General features: G+C 50.6%; 19 protein-coding genes. 12 read left to right on the forward strand and 7 right to left on the reverse strand.

All coding sequences use genetic code 11. The features are described from left to right. Window positions 1-43: 43 nt before the first annotated feature. From UNDKW_RS27770 to UNDKW_RS27790, 5 genes are all read right to left on the reverse strand, one after another. On the reverse strand, window positions 44-778 hold the full coding sequence (locus UNDKW_RS27770) for an ABC transporter ATP-binding protein (protein WP_162061404.1): 735 nt from the start codon (window positions 776-778) through the stop codon (window positions 44-46). Further along, on the reverse strand, window positions 775-1548 hold the full coding sequence (locus UNDKW_RS27775; protein ID WP_110254387.1) for an ABC transporter ATP-binding protein: 774 nt from the start codon (window positions 1546-1548) through the stop codon (window positions 775-777). The genes UNDKW_RS27770 and UNDKW_RS27775 overlap by 4 nt, the downstream gene beginning before the upstream one ends. A 164-nt stretch (window positions 1549-1712) precedes the next feature. Further along, window positions 1713-3332, reverse strand: coding sequence for a GMC family oxidoreductase (locus UNDKW_RS27780; RefSeq protein ID WP_162061405.1), 1620 nt, complete (start codon window positions 3330-3332; stop codon window positions 1713-1715). A 19-nt stretch (window positions 3333-3351) separates the two neighbouring features. Continuing rightward, a complete protein-coding gene (locus UNDKW_RS27785; protein ID WP_162061406.1) occupies window positions 3352-4389 on the reverse strand; it encodes a nitronate monooxygenase family protein in 1038 nt (345 codons plus the stop codon). 587 nt (window positions 4390-4976) lie between these two features. Continuing rightward, window positions 4977-6473: a CoA-acylating methylmalonate-semialdehyde dehydrogenase gene (locus UNDKW_RS27790; protein WP_162061407.1), complete on the reverse strand. Its 1497-nt coding sequence runs from the start codon at window positions 6471-6473 to the stop codon at window positions 4977-4979. Window positions 6474-6586: 113 nt separating this feature from the next. On the opposite strand from UNDKW_RS27790, the gene UNDKW_RS27795 reads away from it, so the two are divergent. The 4 genes from UNDKW_RS27795 (at window position 6587) to UNDKW_RS27810 (ending at window position 9072) form a co-directional block, all read left to right on the forward strand. Next, window positions 6587-7471, forward strand: coding sequence for a LysR family transcriptional regulator (locus UNDKW_RS27795; protein ID WP_162061408.1), 885 nt, complete (start codon window positions 6587-6589; stop codon window positions 7469-7471). 116 nt (window positions 7472-7587) lie between these two features. Beyond that, on the forward strand, window positions 7588-8316 hold the full coding sequence (locus UNDKW_RS27800; RefSeq protein ID WP_162061409.1) for an ABC transporter substrate-binding protein: 729 nt from the start codon (window positions 7588-7590) through the stop codon (window positions 8314-8316). Then, entirely contained in the window at window positions 8316-8591 is a 276-nt protein-coding gene (locus tag UNDKW_RS27805; protein ID WP_162061410.1) for a hypothetical protein, read from the forward strand. The genes UNDKW_RS27800 and UNDKW_RS27805 overlap by 1 nt, the downstream gene beginning before the upstream one ends. A gap of 34 nt (window positions 8592-8625) precedes the next feature. Further along, window positions 8626-9072: an FKBP-type peptidyl-prolyl cis-trans isomerase gene (locus UNDKW_RS27810; RefSeq protein ID WP_162061411.1), complete on the forward strand. Its 447-nt coding sequence runs from the start codon at window positions 8626-8628 to the stop codon at window positions 9070-9072. Window positions 9073-9099: 27 nt separating this feature from the next. On the opposite strand, the gene UNDKW_RS27815 is transcribed toward UNDKW_RS27810, so the two are convergent. After that, complete coding sequence (locus UNDKW_RS27815; RefSeq protein WP_162061412.1) at window positions 9100-9384, reverse strand: hypothetical protein; 285 nt, start codon at window positions 9382-9384, stop codon at window positions 9100-9102. Window positions 9385-9558: 174 nt separating this feature from the next. Between UNDKW_RS27815 and glpK the strand changes: the two genes are divergently transcribed. The 8 genes from glpK to UNDKW_RS27855 all read left to right on the forward strand — a co-directional run bounded on the left by glpK (window position 9559) and on the right by UNDKW_RS27855 (window position 19157). Continuing rightward, complete coding sequence (glpK, locus tag UNDKW_RS27820; RefSeq protein ID WP_162061413.1) at window positions 9559-11028, forward strand: glycerol kinase GlpK; 1470 nt, start codon at window positions 9559-9561, stop codon at window positions 11026-11028. Window positions 11029-11138: 110 nt separating this feature from the next. Then, window positions 11139-11669: an SRPBCC family protein gene (locus UNDKW_RS27825; RefSeq protein WP_162061414.1), complete on the forward strand. Its 531-nt coding sequence runs from the start codon at window positions 11139-11141 to the stop codon at window positions 11667-11669. Between the two features lie 46 nt (window positions 11670-11715). After that, the gene (locus UNDKW_RS27830) at window positions 11716-12099 is read left to right on the forward strand and encodes a hypothetical protein (protein ID WP_162061415.1); all 384 of its coding nucleotides are present in this window, start codon (window positions 11716-11718) and stop codon (window positions 12097-12099) included. A gap of 319 nt (window positions 12100-12418) precedes the next feature. Continuing rightward, on the forward strand, window positions 12419-13633 hold the full coding sequence (locus tag UNDKW_RS27835) for a DUF3419 family protein (protein ID WP_162061416.1): 1215 nt from the start codon (window positions 12419-12421) through the stop codon (window positions 13631-13633). An 8-nt stretch (window positions 13634-13641) separates the two neighbouring features. After that, on the forward strand, window positions 13642-14766 hold the full coding sequence (locus tag UNDKW_RS27840; RefSeq protein ID WP_162061417.1) for a GNAT family N-acetyltransferase: 1125 nt from the start codon (window positions 13642-13644) through the stop codon (window positions 14764-14766). Window positions 14767-15692: 926 nt separating this feature from the next. Beyond that, complete coding sequence (locus tag UNDKW_RS27845) at window positions 15693-16202, forward strand: DUF2059 domain-containing protein (RefSeq protein WP_162061418.1); 510 nt, start codon at window positions 15693-15695, stop codon at window positions 16200-16202. A gap of 114 nt (window positions 16203-16316) precedes the next feature. Continuing rightward, entirely contained in the window at window positions 16317-17591 is a 1275-nt protein-coding gene (locus tag UNDKW_RS27850; RefSeq protein WP_162061419.1) for a glycosyltransferase, read from the forward strand. A 348-nt stretch (window positions 17592-17939) separates the two neighbouring features. After that, window positions 17940-19157, forward strand: a complete 1218-nt coding sequence (locus UNDKW_RS27855; protein WP_162061420.1) for an arabinose transporter — start codon at window positions 17940-17942, stop codon at window positions 19155-19157. 88 nt (window positions 19158-19245) lie between these two features. On the opposite strand, the gene UNDKW_RS27860 is transcribed toward UNDKW_RS27855, so the two are convergent. Next, entirely contained in the window at window positions 19246-19881 is a 636-nt protein-coding gene (locus UNDKW_RS27860; RefSeq protein WP_162061421.1) for a TetR family transcriptional regulator, read from the reverse strand. Window positions 19882-19946 lie beyond the last annotated feature (65 nt).

The raw sequence follows: 19946 nt of genomic DNA on the forward strand, positions 1-19946 counted from the left end.
CAGCGAGGCAGTTACTTAACCATGCCAACCAAACACACTTACATTACACGCCCAATAATTCATTCAGGACCGGCATTTTTTCCTGCAATTGCGCAGACGCAAAACTCTCGACGATCTGCCCATGCTCCATGACATAAAACCTGTCCGCCAGCGGAGCAGCAAAGCGGAAATTCTGTTCAACCATGACGATGGTATAACCCTTGGATTTGAGCATCGTGATCATGCGCGCCAAAGCCTGCACGATGACCGGTGCCAGGCCTTCGGAAATTTCATCTAGCAGCAACAGGCGGGCACCCGTGCGCAAGATACGAGCAACTGCCAGCATCTGTTGTTCACCGCCAGACAGGCGTGTGCCCTGGCTGTTTTTACGTTCTGCCAGATTGGGGAACATCTCGTAAATCTCGGCAACCGACATACCCTGGTCATCTTTCGATACCGAGGGTGGCAGCATCAGATTTTCTTCTGTGGATAAGGATGAAAATATCCCCCGCTCTTCCGGGCAATAACCTACGCCCAGATGAGCAACCTTATAAGTTGGCAGGTGGATAGCCTCTTGTCCATTGATCTTGATCGAGCCTTTGCGTGCACCAGTCAGGCCCATGATGGCGCGCATGGTCGTGGTACGCCCGGCACCGTTACGACCGAGTATGGTCACGACTTCGCCCTGGTTCACTTTCAGGTTCACGTCATGCAGGATATGCGATTCACCATACCAGGCTTGCAGGCCGGTAATTTCCAGTGCCGGATTTGTACTCGTATTTTTACTCGTGGCACTCATGCATGCGCCCCTTCCAGCTCGCCGCTGGTACTGCCCATATAGGCTTCCATGACTTTGGGATTGGTGGATACTTCCTTGTACGTGCCTTCAGCCAGCATGGCACCGCGCTGCAAGACCGAGATCTTGTCGCAAATACCTGACACCACGTTCATATTATGTTCCACCATGAGGATGGTGCGGCCCGCCGACACCTTCTTGATCAGCTCGGTCACGCGATGCACATCTTCATGGCCCATGCCTTGCGTGGGTTCATCGAGCAACATCATTTCTGGTTCCATCGCCAGGGTGGTGGCTATTTCCAGCGCACGCTTGCGGCCATAGGGCAGATCGACGGTGACCGTGTCAGCGAACGAAGTCAGATCGACTTCGGCCAGCAATTCCATGGCACGTGCATTGAGCTGGTTCAGCGATTGTTCGCTTTTCCAGAAATGAAAGGATGTGCCGAGTTTTCTTTGCAAGCCTATGCGTACGTTTTCCATGACAGTCAGGTGCGGGAACACTGCTGAAATCTGGAATGAACGTATGATGCCCTGACGCGCAATCTGGGCCGGTTTGGCCGAGGTGATGTCGCGGCCATTGAACAGGATTTGTCCCGAAGTCGGAACAAGAAATTTGGTCAGCAAATTAAAACAGGTCGTCTTGCCGGCACCGTTAGGGCCGATCAGGGCGTGGATATGCCCACGCTGCACCTGCAAATTCACATCGCTTACAGCTGTGAAGCCCTTGAACTCTTTGGTCAAGCGCTTTGTCTCCAGGATGACGTCGGTCATCTCTTCTCCTTATTGTCTGGCTTATGGTTATTACTCCAACGCGACAACACTTCCTTTATTTTTTGGAAGTTTTTTATATTAGCTTTTTATAATACCCAGCAAACCGATTTCTAAACAATACGGTATAACTACCATAAGTAGTACCACGCAAGATTTGGAAGTTTTTATTTTCCCAATATACTCCTTGCCGCCTTCTCTGCAATCATCACAGTAGGTGAGTTGGTATTACCTGAGGTTATAGTCGGCATAATAGAAGCATCAGCCACGCGCAGGCCATTTATGCCTATGACGCGCAAGTTGCTATCGACTACCGCCTGGGCATCGTCTGCACGACCCATCTTGCAGGTACCTACCGGGTGGAAGATTGTTGTACCTATATCCCCTGCTGCTCTGGCCAGTTCTTCTTCCGTCTGGAACTGTACACCAGGCTTCATTTCCTCTGGCTGGTATTTTTGCAGGGAGGGTGCTGCGATGATCTTGCGCGTCAGCTTGAGAGAGTCGGCAGCGATCTTGCGGTCTTCAGGTGTCGTCAGGTAGTTGGGCACTATCTTCGGTGCTGCTGAAGCATCGTTGCTGGCGATGCGCACATGGCCACGCGAAGTAGGGCGCAAGTTACAGACGCTGGCCGTGAACGCCGGGAAATCATGCAGGGGGTCACCAAATTTCTCCAGCGACAAGGGCTGTACATGGTATTGCAGATTGGGTGTCGCCTGGCTGGCATCCGAGCGGGTAAATGCACCCAGTTGCGATGGTGCCATCGACATAGGGCCACTCTGGAACATCGCATATTCCAGCCCTATGCGTGCCTTGCCTATGAGGCTGTTGGCCATCTTGTTGAGTGTTTTGGCACCGGTAATCTTGAATGCAGAACGTATCTGCAAATGGTCTTGCAAGTTGCTGCCAACGCCAGGCAATTCATGCACAACATCAACTCCAGCCTGTTGCAAATGTGCCGCATCACCTATGCCGGATAATTGCAAAATCTGTGGAGAACCTATCGCTCCTGCGGCCAGCACAGTTTCTTTCATGGACTCGGCAAACCAGCTGCGGCCACCACCGATGAATTCCACACCCGTACAACGCTTGCCTTGCTCATCATTCTTGATGACGAGTTTTTGCACCTGGCAACCGGTCATGATGGTCAGGTTCGGCCTGTTTGCTGCCGGTTTCAGGAAAGCCTTGGCAGCGTTCCAGCGCACACCGCGTTTCTGGTTCACATCAAAATAGCCGCAGCCTTCATTATTGCCACGGTTAAAGTCATCACTTTTGGGAATGCCCACTTCGGCTGCTGCATTGCGGAAAGCATCCAGGATTTCCCATGACAGTCTTTGTTTTTCCACCCGCCATTCACCGCCCTTGCCGTGGAATTCTGCATCACCGCCGTGGTGGTCTTCGCTCTTCTTGAACAGTGGCAAGACATGCTCCCAGCGCCAGCTATCGTCACCTGTCAGCTCTGCCCAATGCTGGTAATCCCTTTCCTGGCCACGCATATAAATCATGCCATTGATGGATGAACTGCCACCCAGCACCTTGCCACGCGGATAAATCAGGCTACGGCCATTCAGGCCCGCCTCTGCCTCGGTACGGAACATCCAGTCTGTGCGTGGATTATTGATGCAGTACAGGTAACCAACGGGGATATGTATCCACACATAATCATCCTTGCCACCAGCTTCTATCAGCAAAACCCTGTTATCAGGATTCTTGCTGAGGCGGTTCGCCAATACACAACCTGCAGTACCTGCACCTACAACGATGTAATCAAACTGTCCTGCTGCTTCCATACCGTTTCCTTATTTTAATTTAAGCCTGCATTTCCGCGACCAGCGCAGCCATCAGTTCTGCCACGCTCATATCCCTGGTCGCTGCCATACCCTGCCCGGCCCACATCGACATCAGTTCAGTATTGGCTGCCTTGCCCGCCGCTGCACGTATGGAACCAGTCAGTGCATTCTGTATCGGGTAGGCAGGCACTTTGTCAGCCACGGCATCCATGGTTTGCATGAAATGATTGTCGAGGCCACGTGCAATACGGCCAGAAAAAGCGCGGGTCTGGCGTGTGGTGTCCTTACTACTTTCCAGCAGGCGTTGTTTATAGGCCGGGTGTATCGCTGATTCCTTAGTCGTCAGGAAGGCCGTGCCCATCTGCACCAGTTGCGCGCCCGCCTGCAGCATTTGTTTGATCTGCCTGCCATCCATGATGCCGCCAGCGGCAATGATGGGCACCTGCATATGCGGCTTGCAGGTCTCCAGCAAGACAGACAGGCCCAGGTTCGACTCTTTTTGTGCGCCGATGAAAGTCCCACGGTGACCACCCGCTTCTACCCCTTGCAGGCAGACAGCATCCGCCCCCATGGCTTGCCAGACGATGGCTTCCTGCAAGTTGGTGGCAGTACCCACCACTTTTATTCCCGCGTCATGCAGGCGTTGCAACTGGCTGCCGTGCAGCACATCAAAGGTAAAACTGGCGACCGCAGGGCGGGCTGTGATCAAAGCATCAAGCTGGGCCTCAAAGTCTTCACACCAGCGGGTTGGGGTCGGCAAGTTGTCCCAGCCCAGTTCTGCACAAACTGGCTGCAGCAAGAGCTTGGCCGCTTCCAGGGCGGCGAAATCGACTTGTGGGCGGGTTTGTACGAACAGGTTGATGGCGAAGGGTTTGTCCGTCAGTCTTCTGATGTGTTCAGCCTGCTCTATGATGGCGAGCGGGGTCAGCAAAGGGGCCGCGAGAGAGCCAAGGCCGCCTGCATTGGACACTGCGGCCACCAGTTCCGGGGTGGTGGCGCCACCAGCCATGGGGGCTTGGATGATGGGATGGGGGCAGAGGGTTTGCAGGCTGGGCATTTGGGGCTCCGGGTTTATTTAAGTGAGTTGTTGGAAACAGGTAAATCAGGCTTTCATCAATTTTCGTGTTTGTACGCTAACTCATTTACTTACTTCTGTCACTGTATTGCGATTGCAGGTCGGGGGTAGCCCGACAGCTACTCACTTTTCTTGTCTCGCCAAGAAAAGTAAGCCAAAGAAGGCGACCCAGGCGTAGTCGCCCCCTAAAGGGGGTTCCCATTTGTGCAGTACAAAAAATGGGAAGGCCCGAAACTCGCTTCCCATTTTTTGCTTCGCACAAACGGGCACTCCCGAAGGGAGCGAGTCTGCGGTCGCCTTTCTTTGAATACTTTCTTTGGCGAAGCAAAGAAAGTATTTCGGTCGCCGGGCCGAGACCCGGCTTGTATCCACAGAGAGCGATCGTTTTAATCAAAGTATTGCATGTCACGAACGTCGCTGGGGCCAAGCACAAAATAACAAATACGTACTTGAAAAGCCCAGTGTTGGGCTGATAAAGCGTAGCCCAACCTACGCGACAATATGATGGTCGCTTATCGACAACTCGCAATACCAATTTTCTCCTTGAAGGAGAAGGAGCCCGCTCGCCGTTACTTCGCCACCGGCATCGTAAACTCCGCCCCTTTATCTATGCTATCCGGCCACCTCTGCATGATGGATTTATAACGCGTATAAAACCGTATGCCCTCTTCGCCATAAGCATGCACATCGCCAAATAAAGAGCGCTTCCAGCCGCCAAAAGAATGCCAGGCCATGGGCACAGGAATAGGCACATTGATGCCCACCATGCCGACCTGGATGCGGCGTGAGAATTCGCGCGCGGTGTTTCCATCCGAGGTAAACAAGGACACGCCATTGCCAAATTCATGACGGTTGATCAGTTCAACAGCAGACGCAAAATCAGGGACGCGGACTACGCACAGGACCGGACCAAAAATTTCTTCGCGATGTATTTTCATGCCCTCTTTGGCATGGTCAAACAAACAGCCGCCAAGGAAGAAACCGGACTCATGGCCAGGCACTTTCAGGCCACGACCATCGACCAGCAGTTGTGCGCCTTCGGCTATGCCTTCAGCGATATAAGACTCAATTTTTGCCTTGTGCTGAGCTGTCACTACCGGGCCCATTTCGGCATCAGATTCCATGCCATTTTTGATCTTCAGGGCCTGCACGCGTGGTACTAAAGCTTCGACAAGTTTGTCAGCGACATTGCCAACGGCAACAGCGACCGAGATCGCCATGCAGCGTTCACCGGCAGAGCCGTAAGCTGCACCCATCAGGGCATCGACGGCTTGTTCGAGGTTGGCGTCAGGCATGACGACCAGGTGGTTTTTTGCACCGCCCAAAGCCTGCACGCGCTTGCCCATGCGCGTGCCTTCGCTGTAGATGTATTCAGCAATCGGGGTAGAGCCGACGAAGGAAATCGCCGACACATCTGGGTGCTGCAGTAGTGCATCGACAGCCACTTTATCGCCTTGCACGACGTTGAATACCCCGTCCGGCAAACCGGCTTTTTTGAGCAAGTCGGCAATCAGCAAGGAACAGGAAGGATCACGCTCAGACGGTTTCAAAATGAAGGTATTGCCGGTCGCAATCGCCAGCGGTGCCATCCACATCGGTACCATGAAGGGGAAGTTGAAAGGCGTAATGCCAGCTGTTACACCCAGCGGCTGGCGCAGGTTGTAATTGTCTATGCCGCCGCCGATATTGTCCGAGAATTGTGATTTCAACAGTTGCGGCATGCCGCAGGCGAACTCGACGATTTCTATGCCGCGTGTGACTTCACCCATGGCGTCCGACAAGACCTTGCCATGTTCGCGGGTGATCAGGGTGGCCATTTCCTTGTGATGCTGGTCCAGCAATTCCTTGAACTTGAACATCACACGGGCGCGCTTCAGCGGAGCGGTTTCTGCCCAGGCCGGTGCGGCAGCCTTGGCAGCGGCAATGACGGCATGTACTTCCGCTATGCTGGCGAGGGCAACACTGCCAGTCACTTCGCCAGTAGCAGGGTTGAATACATCTTGCTGGCGGCCGCTGGCAGAAGCATAAGCCTGACCATTCATATAATGCGCGATTGTGGATGTCATAAGTAAACCTTAGGGGTAATGTGAAGTTTTTTCTGCGGTGACACAGAGATTAATTCACTCGCTCTGCTAAATCCAATGAGTTATTATCAATAGCAATATAAGGATTGCTGATAATGGACTTGACACAACTACGTGCCTTTGTCGCCGTGGCGAAAGAAGGCAACCTGACACGGGCGGCAGAGCAATTACATGTAACCCAGCCCGCCGTGAGCCTGCAGATCAAGTCCCTGCAAGATACTCTGCAACTTGCATTATTCACACGCAGCGCCAGCGGCATGCGCCTCACCAACGATGGTGCGAAACTCCTGCCTTATGCCGAAAAAGTCATTGCCAGCATGGGTGAATTTCGCCAGGCCGCCCATAGCATGCACAGCACCATTTCTGGCGAGCTGGCGATAGGCACAATACTGGACCCGGAGTTCACCCGACTGGGGCTATTTTTGAAACGTCTGGTCGAGACTTATCCACAGTTATCCACAAAGTTGCAGCAATGCATGTCAGGCACAGTCTTGCAACAAATCCGTGCCGGTACGCTGGATGTGGGCTTTTATCTGGGGCAGCCGCCTTACGATGGCAAGACACCCTGCCACAGCCAGGTGCTGACGCCATTTACTTACCGGGTAGTGGCACCCAAGGGCTGGAAAAACCGGGTTGCTGGCCAGGACTGGGCCAGCCTGGCCAAATTGCCGTGGTTGTGGACGCCGGCTGAATCCGCACATCACCGGCTGCTCAGCCAGATTTTCTCCGGACTGGGTGTCACCCCCAACAAGGTCGCCCTGGTAGATCAAGAGCCAACCATGCTGGATCTGGTCAAGTCTGGAGTTGGCCTGAGCCTGATACGGGATGCCATCGCCATACGCGAAGCCCATGCCCATGGACTGGTGATTGCCGATGCCGTCAGTGTCACGACGGAACTGAGCTTCATCTGCCAGGAAAAGCGCCAGCATGAAGCCATGATCGCAGCGAGTTTTGTCTTGTTGAAAACGATCTGGGTATAGATGTTTGCAAGAGTGTATCCTCCGCCGCACACCAGAGCTCAAAACCAGAAAATTTCTGCCTTTATTGGAAATTCAGCGGTATATTCGCACCACTTATCTATTTCGGAAAATCGTTCGTGAAACTCCTGTTATCCAGTTTGCTTGTATCTCTGGCCATCGTTCCTGCCATCAGCCAGGCAGAAACGATCAAACTGCTTATTCAGGAATTTGCGCCTTTCACGCACACTGACATTAAAACCGGTGAAATCCAGGGTGCGCTGACCGAAAAGATCGCAGAGATACTCAGGCGTGCAGGCGATAACTACAGCATCAGCAGCACATCCCTCGCACGCGGTTTGAATTCCACGCTCAATGATGACAATACCTGCCTGTTTGGCTTTCGCCGCACGCCCGACAGAGAACATCTTTATAAATGGGTGGGCCCGCTGGTCAACGACAATTGGGTTTTGTATGGCCGCAAAAATGATAGCCGCGTGCTAAAAAGTTTTGAAGATGCCAAAGCTTATTCGATAGGTTCGTACAAAAATGCAGCCACAGGCGTGCAACTCAGCGAACAAGGCTACAAAATAGAGTTTGCGAGCCAGGATGATGACAATCCACGTCTGCTGGTGAATGGCAGGCTGAACTACTGGATAGTCTCAGAGTCACACGGCATGTTCCTTGCCCAGCAGCAAGGCTATGCCAATGATATTGTGCGTGCCATCAAATGGAAAAGCATAGAGCTCAACATGCTGTGCAATGTCCGCATGGACAAGCAACGTATAGAGCTCTACAACAAGATTAATAAAGAACTGGATAATGACGGCACCATGGAAAAAATCATGCGCAAATACGGGATCAAATAATGGCCAGATCGACCAAGGCCGCCCATGCAGTCAACCGCCTGCGTGAACGCAGCAATAATGCTCCCTATTCCATGGTCAGCCTCGCGGATGGCCGGTTTTCCCTGACCCTGGCCAATCTGGAACAGCCAGACGAATTGCCTGTCAGCGTCAGCGATGCCATGGAAATCGATGAATTTGTCGTTTATGTTAACAACCTGCATAAACAGGCTCCCAAAAAAGCCAGCAAACTGGACGTGGCTTTTGAGAAAAAAATCGCGGCAGCCAAACAGAAATAAAAGTCTTCAGAAGTAAATCTATAAGGAAAATTCTATGAAATACCATTGTCTTACTGCCCTGCTCGCCACCAGCCTGTTCACTGGCATCCTGCCCGCCGCATCGGCCCAGGCACAAGCCGCTGACAGCGTGGTCATCAGCAGGCTCACTAAAATCGATGAAAAAGTCGGCAGTGGCAAAGAAGCCCTGCCTGGCAATACCGTGTTTGTCCATTACACAGGCTGGCTGCATGATCCTTTTGCCAGCAGGGAACGTGGCACCAAGTTTGACAGTTCCGTAGGCCAGCAGGCCTTCTCCTTCACCATAGGCTCAGGCCGCGTCATCAAAGGCTGGGAACAAGGTGTAGCAGGGATGAAGGTTGGTGGCAAGCGCACCCTGATCATACCGCCAGAGCTGGGCTATGGTGCCGCAGGTGCAGGCAACGGGATGATACCGCCGAACGCCTATCTGATCTTTGATATTGAATTGCTGGAAGTGAAATAATATCTTGTACTCGCAGGAGACTAGCCTTCAGGGCAACTGACTGGCTTTGATTTCCTGCAAGTCTGTCCAGACAGACTCATAAGAATAAATGGCATAAAAGAATACCGAGATCGCCAGCACCGTTGCCAGGGTTCCTGCATAAAACAGCAGGCTAAGGCCAGCAGGGAAAATATACTGGTACCAGCCCAGCAGGCTGGCAGCGACCATGGCAAAAAAAGACAGGTTGATCAGGCGGCGGCTTTTACGCATGGTGCCAAAAGCAAAAAACACCAGCACCAGTAAAGACAAAGAAAAATTGAGTAAACCCGCCACAGAATTGCCTTTCTTGCTTAATATTAAATCAATAAACTACTATATCAAATTCAATCCTGTTTGCCATTGCAGGAATGGCTAAAATTGTAACCAGACGTCAGCATCAGGCTGAAAATTTTTCATTCTGCATTTTCTGTCTCTCTTCCACAGGGATCAGATACATCAGGAATTTCTATGACATATCTGCTTGCACTAGACCAGGGCACTTCCAGCTCACGCAGCATCATCTTCAATGAAGTAGGTGAATTGATTGCCACCTCTCAGCAGGAATTCCGCCAGATTTTCCCGCAGCCAGGCTGGGTAGAACATGATGCCCAGGAAATCTGGCAAAGCCAGTTTGCCACCTGCAAGCAAGTCATGAGCAAAGCGGGTTTGCAGGCAAAAGACATCGCCGCCATAGGCATTACCAACCAGCGCGAAACCACGGTGTTATGGGAAAGGAAAACTGGCCAGCCGCTATACCATGCCATCGTCTGGCAAGACCGCCGCACAGAAGCCTATTGCGATGAATTACGCCAACAAGGCTATGCCCTACGCATACAGGCCAAGACTGGCCTGATACTTGACCCGTATTTTTCTGCCACCAAACTCAAGTGGCTGCTAGATCATGTTCCCGACGCGCGCCGCCGTGCAAATGCCGGTGAACTGGCTTTTGGTACCGTCGACAGCTGGCTGGCCTGGCAACTCAGCGAAGGAAGCTTGCATGTCACCGATGTCAGCAATGCCTCGCGCACCATGCTGTACAACATCCACGATAACCAGTGGGATGAAGAATTACTGAGCTGGTTTGACATACCCAAAAAACTGCTGCCAGAAGTTTTGCCATCGAGTCACCAATTCGGTCACAGCAAACTGCTGGGCACCGCCATTCCCATCGGCGGTATCGCTGGCGACCAGCAGGCTGCCTTGTTTGGCCAGGCCTGTTTTACACCGGGCATGGCCAAAAATACCTATGGCACGGGTTGCTTCATGCTCATGCATACCGGTGATCAATGTCCAGATTCGCAAAATGGCCTGATCAGCACCGCAGCCTGCCAGACCGATACTCACGCCCAATATGCCCTGGAGGGCAGTGTCTTCATCGGCGGAGCAGTCGTGCAATGGCTCAGGGATGGTCTGAAAGCTATACAGCATTCGACCGATGTAGAACAACTGGCGGCCACCGTGCCAGATTCTGGTGGCGTGGTGTTTGTCCCTTCCTTCACTGGGCTTGGTGCACCTTACTGGGTACCTTCAGCCAAGGGTGCCATCCTCGGTCTGAGCCGTGGTACGACCGTCGCCCATATCGCCCGGGCTGCGTTGGAATCAATCGCCTTTCAAAGTACCGCCCTGCTGCAAGCCATGGTCAGGGACGCCGTTTTCCCTATCAGGGAATTACGTGTCGATGGCGGTGCAGCGGCGAATAATATGTTGTTGCAATTCCAGGCAGATTTGCTGGGCATACCGGTGATACGCCCCAAAGTCACAGAAACCACGGCCCTGGGTGCAGCTTATCTGGCAGGTTTGGGAGCTGGTGTATATAAAAGTATGGAAGAATGCGCGAGCCAGTGGCAAATGGAGACGCAATTTACTCCAGCCATGAGCCGCGATGAAGCCGCCAGCCTCATGCAAAACTGGGAAATCGCCATAGGGAAAGTAAGATAAAACAATTAAGATAAAACAAGTAAAATCGCCCAAAGACGAGATATCCACAGTCTGTTTTACAGTCAGCTTTGTAGTCTATAGCTGGCATTTTTACCAAAAAGAGAGAAAAAATGAAAATCATCAAATGGTCTGCTGGCATACTGATAATTGCCATCGCCCTGATACTGGCAATCGCCTATGCCTTGCCGAATGAATACAAAGTCAGCCGCAGTGTCCAGATACATTCCACCCCGGCCAAGATTTTCCCCCTGATCGCCACACCCAAGGAATGGAAAAACTGGTCCGTCTGGAACCAGCGTGACCCGAATATGAAAATGGAGTTTTCTGGCCCCGAATCAGGCACGAATGCCGCCTGGGAATGGAAAAGTGCTTCACAAGGCAATGGCGGCATGAAACTCAGCCACGCCAGCCCTTTCCGTGAAATTGATTATGAGCTGCATTTTGAAGGCATGGGCAAACCATCGACAGGCAGTTTCCTGCTGGAAGCCCAGCCTGATGGAACTAAAGTCACCTGGAAAATGGAAGGCAGCAGCGAAGGAAATTTCATGATGAAGCTATTTGCCCCATTTATGGATAAAATGGTGGGTCCCGATTTTGAAGCTGGCTTAAGTAATCTTAAAAAGTTCGCTGAGAAAAATTAAAGCCCACCGTAGCTAAAACTACATCGCATTTCGACTGATTGCATCAATGAAACTCAAGTATGTCCTGATACTGGCATTGCAGATGCTGACCGCATTGCCAGCCTCCCCTGTTTTCGCTGCCGCAACTGGCAATACTCCTGCCCCGGCGAGCGCCAAGCCAGGCACGCAGGCGGTATTTGTCGTTGCACCAGAAGATTTGCCCAGGCAAAATACTGGTGTACAGATAGATACACCCAAGCAAGCCTCCATTGAGAAAAGCAATAAACCTGATGTACCTATCCTGGTATGGTCAGGCCCGGTCCCCCTGGCAGGCGGCCTGTGGATACTGGTCGCCTCCATGCCAGTACTGGCCTCCCTGTATTTTGCTTATCAGTTACTCATGTTCATCAAAGCCAGACGGCGGCGTTTATCCACAGAGCGGGGTAGTTGAGCGCTGAATTTAAATAAAAAAAGACTACAAAAGGGGACTTATACAAACTAGTCCCAGCAAGGCCTTGCTGAGGAAAGCATCCTTGCAAGGATGCTTCGTTTCGGCGGCGGACAACATACTGTCCGAAACCCCGCCCACACCGTAGCGACGAAGACAGTACTTTAGTACCTAATTTGCAAACTACCGGAGCTGCAACGCAGCTGGGGCGAGTTTTTATAAGTCCTTATACGTTTTTCACATAATCTTCATCAATCTGTCACCAGCCTGTCACCTCTGCATCCTAAAGTCTTCCTTATCCAAAACATAAGCGGAGACCAGCATGTCCAGCAAAGCCCTGATAGACAGCGCAGTTTTCAATTCCACCACGTCTGGCCGCAAGGGCCTGGCAGACAAACTGTTTGCCCACTGGTTCAGCCGCCTTGTGTATGCGCAGATCTGGGAAGATCCCCAAGCTGACCTGAATGCCCTGCAACTCAAACCAGGCGCGAATATCCTGACCATCTCTTCCGGTGGCTGCAATGCCCTCGCTTATCTGTCCGCTGAACCGGCTGCCGTCCATGCCGTGGATTTGAATGCAGCCCACCTGGCTATGCTCAATATCAAGCAAACTGCCATCAGGCACTTGCCGGACTATGATGCGGTGCTGGCATTTTTGGGTAATGCCGACAAGCCAGATAACCTGAAACGCTACAAGCGTCATATACGCAGTCAATTGTCAGACGATGCCAGCAACTTCTGGGAAAGTCGCTCTTTGTCAGGCAAACCGCGCTACCATTATTTTACCAACCAGGCTTATCAGCATGGCTTGCTGGGTAACTTCATCGGCTTTGCGCATTTCTTTGTGCGCATGATGGGTGGCGACATGAGCAAGCTCATGCAGGCTAACAACCTGCAGGAACAAGCCCAGCTATTTGAACAATATGTCGCCCCGGTATTTGAGACCCGCCTGTTCCGCCTGATCGCCAGTCAGCCGCTGGCCCTGTATAGCCTCGGTATACCACCGTCTCAATTTGCTGAACTGAAGCACGATGCCAAAAACGGCCTGCATCTCTTGTTCAAGGAAAGAATGCGTCACCTGGCCTGTGATTTCCCTCTGGCAGAAAACTGTTTTGCCCAACAGGCATTTGGCCGCCGTTATGACACCAAAAAACAGGCAGCCCTGCCCATGTATCTGCAACAAGAACATTTCCATACCCTGCGCCGCAATATAGACAGGCTGCATCCGCATCATCAAACCCTGACTGATTTTTTGCGTGGACAGCCACGTGCATCCATGGACGCTTATCTCTTTCTTGATGCGCAAGACTGGATGGATCAACAACAATTGACAGGACTCTGGCAAGAAGTAACGCGCACTGCAGCACCTGGAGCCAAGGTAGTATTCCGCACCGGTGGCAGTGAGTCACCGCTGGAAGCCAAGTTACCGGCAGACATACTGGCCACCTGGCATACCGATGTTGACCATAACCGTGCCCTGTATGCAACTGACCGCTCTGCCATCTATGGCGGCATGCACCTGTACACCAAGATGTAATCGCCAAATTGCATACCTCTTTACCACCACGCGTGGTGGCAGATGCCCTTTGGCTGTTGACAGCGCGTTCACGCGGTGGCCAGCACTGGCTGCACAATGCCACTTGCGACATTCAGACCGTAGAAATTGCAGGGCAAAGCCAACCCGTCAGTTTATTGGACGGCAGCAACTGGCAAGAAAGCTATGTCGCCAGTCCACGTTCAACCTGGCTGCGTTATCCGCGCCAGGAGATGCTGCGCGGCGCAAGTCCAGCCAAGGCACAAGCGATCAAACTACTCAGCTGTCCCATTCTCGGTCCTCTTTCTACTCTGTTCAAAGCCAGTAAACTGGACCAGGCAGCGATTATTGCGAATCACCTGGTTTCCACCAATTTGTACGCAGACTGGTCAGCAGGCGAAATCAGTAAGACCACCGACAAGCTGCTAAGCACTTATCCACAGCGCCCGCTGATGATGCGCAATATCTGTCCACAGGTGAACCCCGAACTGGCAGCCAGCCTGCTCGCTACCGGCTGGCAATTACTACCCAGCCGCATGATCTATCTCTGCGATCCACAACAAACCAGCGTCTGGAAACACAATCATGTGAAACAGGATGCCCGCCTGCTCGACCATCCTGAAGTAGAAGTACTGACACATGAACAACTGCAAATGCAAGACATTGCAGCATTGCAACAGCTCTACCGCCAGCTCTTCATCGATAAACACTCTTATCTTAATCCCGACTTCACAGCCGCCTTCTTTGAGCTTTGTCTGGAAACCCAGTTCCTGGAAATGCATGCCCTGCGCTGGCGAGGCCGTCTGGTCGGTGTGCTTGGTATTTATGTACATCATGAGAATGGCTGGCTGACCACACCCCTTATAGGTTATGACACCAGCCTGCCCAAAGAACTGGGTTTATACCGGCGATTGATGGCTTTATTACTCAAAACAGCCAGAGACAAGAAGCTGAAACTGCATTACAGCTCTGGCGCCAGCCAGTTCAAACGTGCACGCGGTGGCATTCCCCAACTGGAATATACCGCCATCCAAAACCGCCACTTATCCACAACTGCAGTACAAAGTACTGCGCTTTTTGCCCGCTTACTCAGGACTTTTGCGCCAGCAATCCTAAAAAAAGCGGACGGGATTTAAATAAAAAATATAAAAACAACTATGTTTTTCCTGTGGATAAGCCTATGCATATCCACAGGACGAACTGTGTAAAACCACAAAAAGCCTGACTGAGGTTTTTCTTATCCCAAAACCGTCCTTTTTTCATACAGGACTTATCAGTGCATCTATACATGAACTAAGTACTTGTTTCTGTGGACAAATTAAGACTTATCCACAAAAAATCGCGACGTTAACTACTATTACTATGTATATATAAACTAATTATTTAATTAAACCCTTTTCGGAAAGCCCTGGAAACTTTTTCTGAAAGACCTGGTTTTGATGCAAATAAAAACGTCTGACTAAAAAATTTGAAATTTGATATTCACAATTAGATCTTTAAAAAAAAGCACCTGATCAGCATCAGACACTTTTCATAAAAAAACGGGCTTCCTAAAACTAGGGCATCACATTTTTTTAATTAAAGAGAAATTCAAGTTTTGAAAACTGCCTTGCGTCAAAAAAAGCTCAGTCCATGACTTTGCAAGAGATCATCAATCTCCTTTTTTTTCTGAAATCCTTCCCTGGAGCGCGATAAATCAGCCTTTTTCTGAAAATTCACGTTGAAAAACAACATTTTTAAAAAAATCTTTGTGGATAAGTCAGCTGATATCCACTGCATCTATTGTGTGTAACTCCAAATTCATTGATCTGCAGGTTTACTGTTCAGATTTTGTCCTGTGGATATACAGACTTTTATCACCGCCTTATCATTTGCCTAAACTCTTGATCCTGTGGATGTTTACCGACTTATCCACAGCAACATGCCTGTGTTAACAACTACTACTATTTTTATATAAAGTTATTCAAATTAAAGGTATCCACAGCTCAAGAAAGGCAAAAAAACAAAAGCAAAAAACTGTCGTAGAATCCGTTACTCATTAAATCCTCAGGGACAAAACACCATGAAACTATGGTCAGGTTTACTATTTTCAGCCGTGCTGGCTTGCTCTGCTGCCCATGCAGAAAAACCGACTGAAGCCTCAGTCAAGGAATTGCTGGTATTGACGAATAGTCAGCAAATACTGAAAAGTACAGAGGCACAGATGGATGTCGTCATGAAAAACATGATGAAAGCTGCCCTGAAAGACCAGACTATCAATGCTGACCAGCAAAAAATCCTGGATAAGTTCCGGGATAAAGTCATAGATATCCACAAGGCAGAAATGACTTGGGACAAACTCGAACCCATTTTTATTGAAATCTATTCAAATTCCCTGACTCAGGAAGAAGTCGATGGGATAGCTGTTTTCTACAGATCCCCGGCAGGTAAAGCTTATGTCAGCAAAATTCCAGTCATCGTTCAGCAAAGCATGGGAGCAATGCAAAAAGTGGTCACTCCCATGATGGACAAAATGATGGAAGCGTCCAAAAAAATGGCAGATGAATTACGTGACCTGGAGAAAAATAAATAAATTGCCGAAAAATTTTTTAGGTTTTAGATATAAATAAGAGAAATTAACGGATTTTAGTAATTTTTATGAAATGTCTCCTGCTTACAGAAATAAAACAGCACGAGCAAGGGCATAATGACTGACACCAAGCATTTCATCTTTTTGGGTATGGGTATGCTTGGGGACATCTTCCCTTTTCTGAGTCTGGCTACTGAAATGCAGAGACGCGGGCACAGAGTCACCATGCTTTTGTCGCCGGTACATGCCAGGCATGCAGAAATGGCCGGGATTGCCTATGAAGTACTGGGCAGGCAAGAAGACTATGACGCTGCCTTGCGTAATCCAGATATGTGGAATACACGGACAGGCATGGCCGTGGTACTTGCCTCATGCAAATGCGTATTTACAGAAATACCTGATTACTTTGCTAACCTGCCACCCGATCAGGATTGCGTATTGATCAGCCATCCTCTGGGTCTGGCAGCAGCAGATCTGGTGCGCAGCTTCCGTCCGGATATTCCCATCGTCGCGGCTTATCTCGCGCCATCTAATTTAAGAACGGTGCATGATCCCCTGGTCATGGGGGATTTATTCATACCGCGCTGGTTACCGGTATGGATGCGTCACTGGCTTTGGACTTATGCAGATAAAAATTTTGTTGATCCGGTAGCTGTACCGATGGTCAATCAGGCCAGGCTGGCCAGGAATCTGCCACCGATTACCAGCCTCGCACCGTATATGTATGCAGTACCAGACCTGAGTATCAGTTTTTTCCCGGCATGGTTTGCCGCAGTACAGCCAGACTGGCCGACAACTATGGCCATGGGAGAATTCCAGCTCTATGACAGCAGCAAGGCTACAGACTTATCCACAGAACTCGAAGGATTTCTGGCCTCAGGGCCTGCACCTGTGATATTTACCCCAGGTTCAGGGAATATACAGGCTCGTCATTATTTTGAATGTGCACAGCAGGCAGTGCAAAAACTGGGTTTGCGGGCGATATTCCTGAGTACTCACCGTGAGCAGATCGCCTCTGCTCTACCGGCTGACATACTCTGGCAAAGTTATCTGCCACTGCGCAGCATCTTGCCGCGTGCATCAGCACTGATACACCATGGGGGCATAGGTACGACAGCAGAAGCGCTAAGAGCGGGCATACCGCAGTTGCTGACGCCACTGGCTTTTGACCAGTTCGACAATGCTGCGCGTGTAAAAAATCTGGGTGCAGGTGATTTTCTACGCATGTCACGTCTGACTGCTGGAAAATTGACGCGCAGCCTGTCACAACTGCTGCGCTCTGCATCCATCAACACCAATTGCGCAATCCTTGCACAGAAATTTAAAAAAACTGGTCATGCAGAATCTTTATGTGATGCGATTGAAGCGGTAGAATTAAAACAGAAACTATAAATTTCGGCCCTAGATTCAATTTTTAAATTGAGTTAAATTTAAATAGCCAAACTTATCCACAGCTTATTATTTTCTCCAGATTCTAATGTAAAAATTATTGATCTGAAGATAATGAGTACTCGCCTCACATTGAATTTTAAGTACAGGCAACACCGTCTGCATTTGCCATTTAAAACGCGAATATTTCGCGTCGCCTGCAAAAAAACAAGTATCCAAAAAAATCGCAAAGCCACGTCCTGCCTGGCTCGCAAGACAGTTTCATGCTCTCCGTATTACGCGACTATTCGCCCAGGACTAAGACTTTTATCATATCCAGCATCAATCACACGATTATGTCTGGAGTTTTTTATGTCTTTATCTTCTCAATCTTCGCCACCATTGTCTGCAGCACCCGCAGCCGCTGGTGGCAGTGTTTTTCTGAAATTGCTGCCGCTGACACTGGCTGTTTTTATCGGCTTTCTGACCATGGGTATGCAACTACCCGTATTGCCCTTATACCTGCATAACAGCCTGGGCATGAGTACCCTGGTCGTAGGACTGGTCATCGGTGCACAATTTACCGTCGCCCTGCTGTCACGCGCCTGGGCTGGCAATTTTGCTGACATGCGTGGTACCAAACGGGCCGTACTCACGGGTGCCGTGACTATTGCCAGCTCAGGCCTGGTGTATCTGGCATCGCTGCCATTTGTTGCTACACCTGTGGTATCGGTGTGGATATTGCTGGCTGGCCGTGTCTTGCTGGCGATAGGTGAGAGCCTGATGGTTACAGGAGCCCTGGGCTGGGGCATAGGCCTGGTCGGGCCACAAAATGCAGGCAAGGTCATGGCCTGGGTAGGCATCGCCATTTATGGAGCATTTGCCTTCGGTGCGCCGGCTGGTGTCGCCATCCATGCACAATTGGGATTTGCCGGTATAGGCATTGCGACTATCTGCATGCCGGTAGTGGCGTTGCTGGTCGCTTTATACATACCTGCCATCGCACCGACAGCTACTACCCGCATGCCTTTTTACAAGGTATTGAGTACCGTCATGATACCTGGCCTGGGCTTGGCTCTGGCCAGTATAGGTTTTGGTGTGATCACGGCTTTTTCTGCCTTGTTGTTTGCAGCAAAAAACTGGGGTAATTCTTCGCTCGCATTTACCTTCTTTGGCGTAGCTTTCATTGGGGCCAGGATATTATTTGGTCATTTGCCAGACAAGCTCGGTGGAGCCAGGGTAGCACTCGTCAATGTGGTAATAGAAGCTGCAGGCCTACTGTTGATCTGGTGGGCTGATACTGCCAGCTTGGCTTATATAGGTGTTGCCCTGACGGGCTTTGGCTATTCACTGGCCTTCCCCGGTTTCGGTGTAGAAGCTACGCGCCGTGCCCCACCGCAAAGCCGCAGCGTCGCCATGGGTGCCTATGTCGCTTTTCTCGACATGTCGCTGGGCATAGTCAGTCCATTGGCAGGTTTTATCGCCGGGCATTGGGGAGTTGATGCTGTTTTTCTGGCAGCCAGCGTGGCAGTTGCTTTGTCTTTACTGGTGGCTGTGCGTTTGCTGGGAAAAGCATCTGCAAGCGTATAAGGTATTTAAATTTTGTAGGGCGCACCATTTGCACCCCACAAAATAGGTACTACATCAATTGATCAGGTTTTCATGAAGCCTGATCAATTTACTTTTTGCTTTTGACGCTGCTCAGGTAAACACAAAACATATCTGCCATGGCATCCGCATAGTCATCTATCCTGTCAGTTGGATAGCCATTTGCCGACACATGTTCACCAGCACTGCTGAGCGTGGTGGAAATCAGTTCTTCAACGATGGAACGTGTCGCTGCTGTTGCCGTGGGCAGCAATTCCTCAATAAATACCTGCACGGTCTGATCCCAGTATTGCCATGCTTCCTGCGCTTCAGGATCATCGTTATACTGCGGGGCGATATCGGTCAGGGCACTACGCATCTGGGCTTCTTCACATTCTGAACGAATGAAAGCATGGACCAGGCTACGTAAGCGCTCCAGCGGTGCCTGCTGGGTATCCTGCAATATCTCGCGCAACATGCCGCCAGTCTGCCGCCATTCATCACTTTGCAGACGGAACAGGATGGCCGCCTTGTTGGGAAAATACTGATACACAGAACCCACGCTAACGCCCGCTCTTTCGGCCACCCGCGCCGTAGTAAATTTTTGTGCGCCTTCACGCTGCAAAACCTGGAGAGCAGCTTCCAATATGGTGGCCACCAGGTCAGCCGAGCGACTTTGCTGGGGCCGCTTTCTTGAAGAAATAAAAGGGGTTTGAGGTTTACTCATGAGTATAAGAAAGGAGATCCAAACCAATACTTGAGATGATACGCGCTATATCTTCCCGCCATGAA

This window comes from Undibacterium sp. KW1, assembly GCF_009937955.1.
Classification (GTDB): Bacteria; Pseudomonadota; Gammaproteobacteria; order Burkholderiales; family Burkholderiaceae_D; genus Undibacterium.

Bases quoted from the DNA above. Each gene is read 5' to 3' on its own strand.
- UNDKW_RS27770 (WP_162061404.1), bottom strand. From the start codon at position 778: ATGAGTGCCACGAGTAAAAATACGAGTACAAATCCGGCACTGGAAATT.
- UNDKW_RS27775 (WP_110254387.1), bottom strand. From the start codon at position 1,548: ATGACCGACGTCATCCTGGAGACAAAGCGCTTGACCAAAGAGTTCAAG.
- UNDKW_RS27780 (WP_162061405.1), bottom strand. From the start codon at position 3,332: ATGGAAGCAGCAGGACAGTTTGATTACATCGTTGTAGGTGCAGGTACT.
- UNDKW_RS27785 (WP_162061406.1), bottom strand. From the start codon at position 4,389: ATGCCCAGCCTGCAAACCCTCTGCCCCCATCCCATCATCCAAGCCCCC.
- UNDKW_RS27790 (WP_162061407.1), bottom strand. From the start codon at position 6,473: ATGACATCCACAATCGCGCATTATATGAATGGTCAGGCTTATGCTTCT.
- UNDKW_RS27795 (WP_162061408.1), top strand. From the start codon at position 6,587: ATGGACTTGACACAACTACGTGCCTTTGTCGCCGTGGCGAAAGAAGGC.
- UNDKW_RS27805 (WP_162061410.1), top strand. From the start codon at position 8,316: ATGGCCAGATCGACCAAGGCCGCCCATGCAGTCAACCGCCTGCGTGAA.
- UNDKW_RS27810 (WP_162061411.1), top strand. From the start codon at position 8,626: ATGAAATACCATTGTCTTACTGCCCTGCTCGCCACCAGCCTGTTCACT.
- glpK (WP_162061413.1), top strand. From the start codon at position 9,559: ATGACATATCTGCTTGCACTAGACCAGGGCACTTCCAGCTCACGCAGC.
- UNDKW_RS27825 (WP_162061414.1), top strand. From the start codon at position 11,139: ATGAAAATCATCAAATGGTCTGCTGGCATACTGATAATTGCCATCGCC.
- UNDKW_RS27830 (WP_162061415.1), top strand. From the start codon at position 11,716: ATGAAACTCAAGTATGTCCTGATACTGGCATTGCAGATGCTGACCGCA.
- UNDKW_RS27835 (WP_162061416.1), top strand. From the start codon at position 12,419: ATGTCCAGCAAAGCCCTGATAGACAGCGCAGTTTTCAATTCCACCACG.
- UNDKW_RS27845 (WP_162061418.1), top strand. From the start codon at position 15,693: ATGAAACTATGGTCAGGTTTACTATTTTCAGCCGTGCTGGCTTGCTCT.
- UNDKW_RS27850 (WP_162061419.1), top strand. From the start codon at position 16,317: ATGACTGACACCAAGCATTTCATCTTTTTGGGTATGGGTATGCTTGGG.
- UNDKW_RS27855 (WP_162061420.1), top strand. From the start codon at position 17,940: ATGTCTTTATCTTCTCAATCTTCGCCACCATTGTCTGCAGCACCCGCA.
- UNDKW_RS27860 (WP_162061421.1), bottom strand. From the start codon at position 19,881: ATGAGTAAACCTCAAACCCCTTTTATTTCTTCAAGAAAGCGGCCCCAG.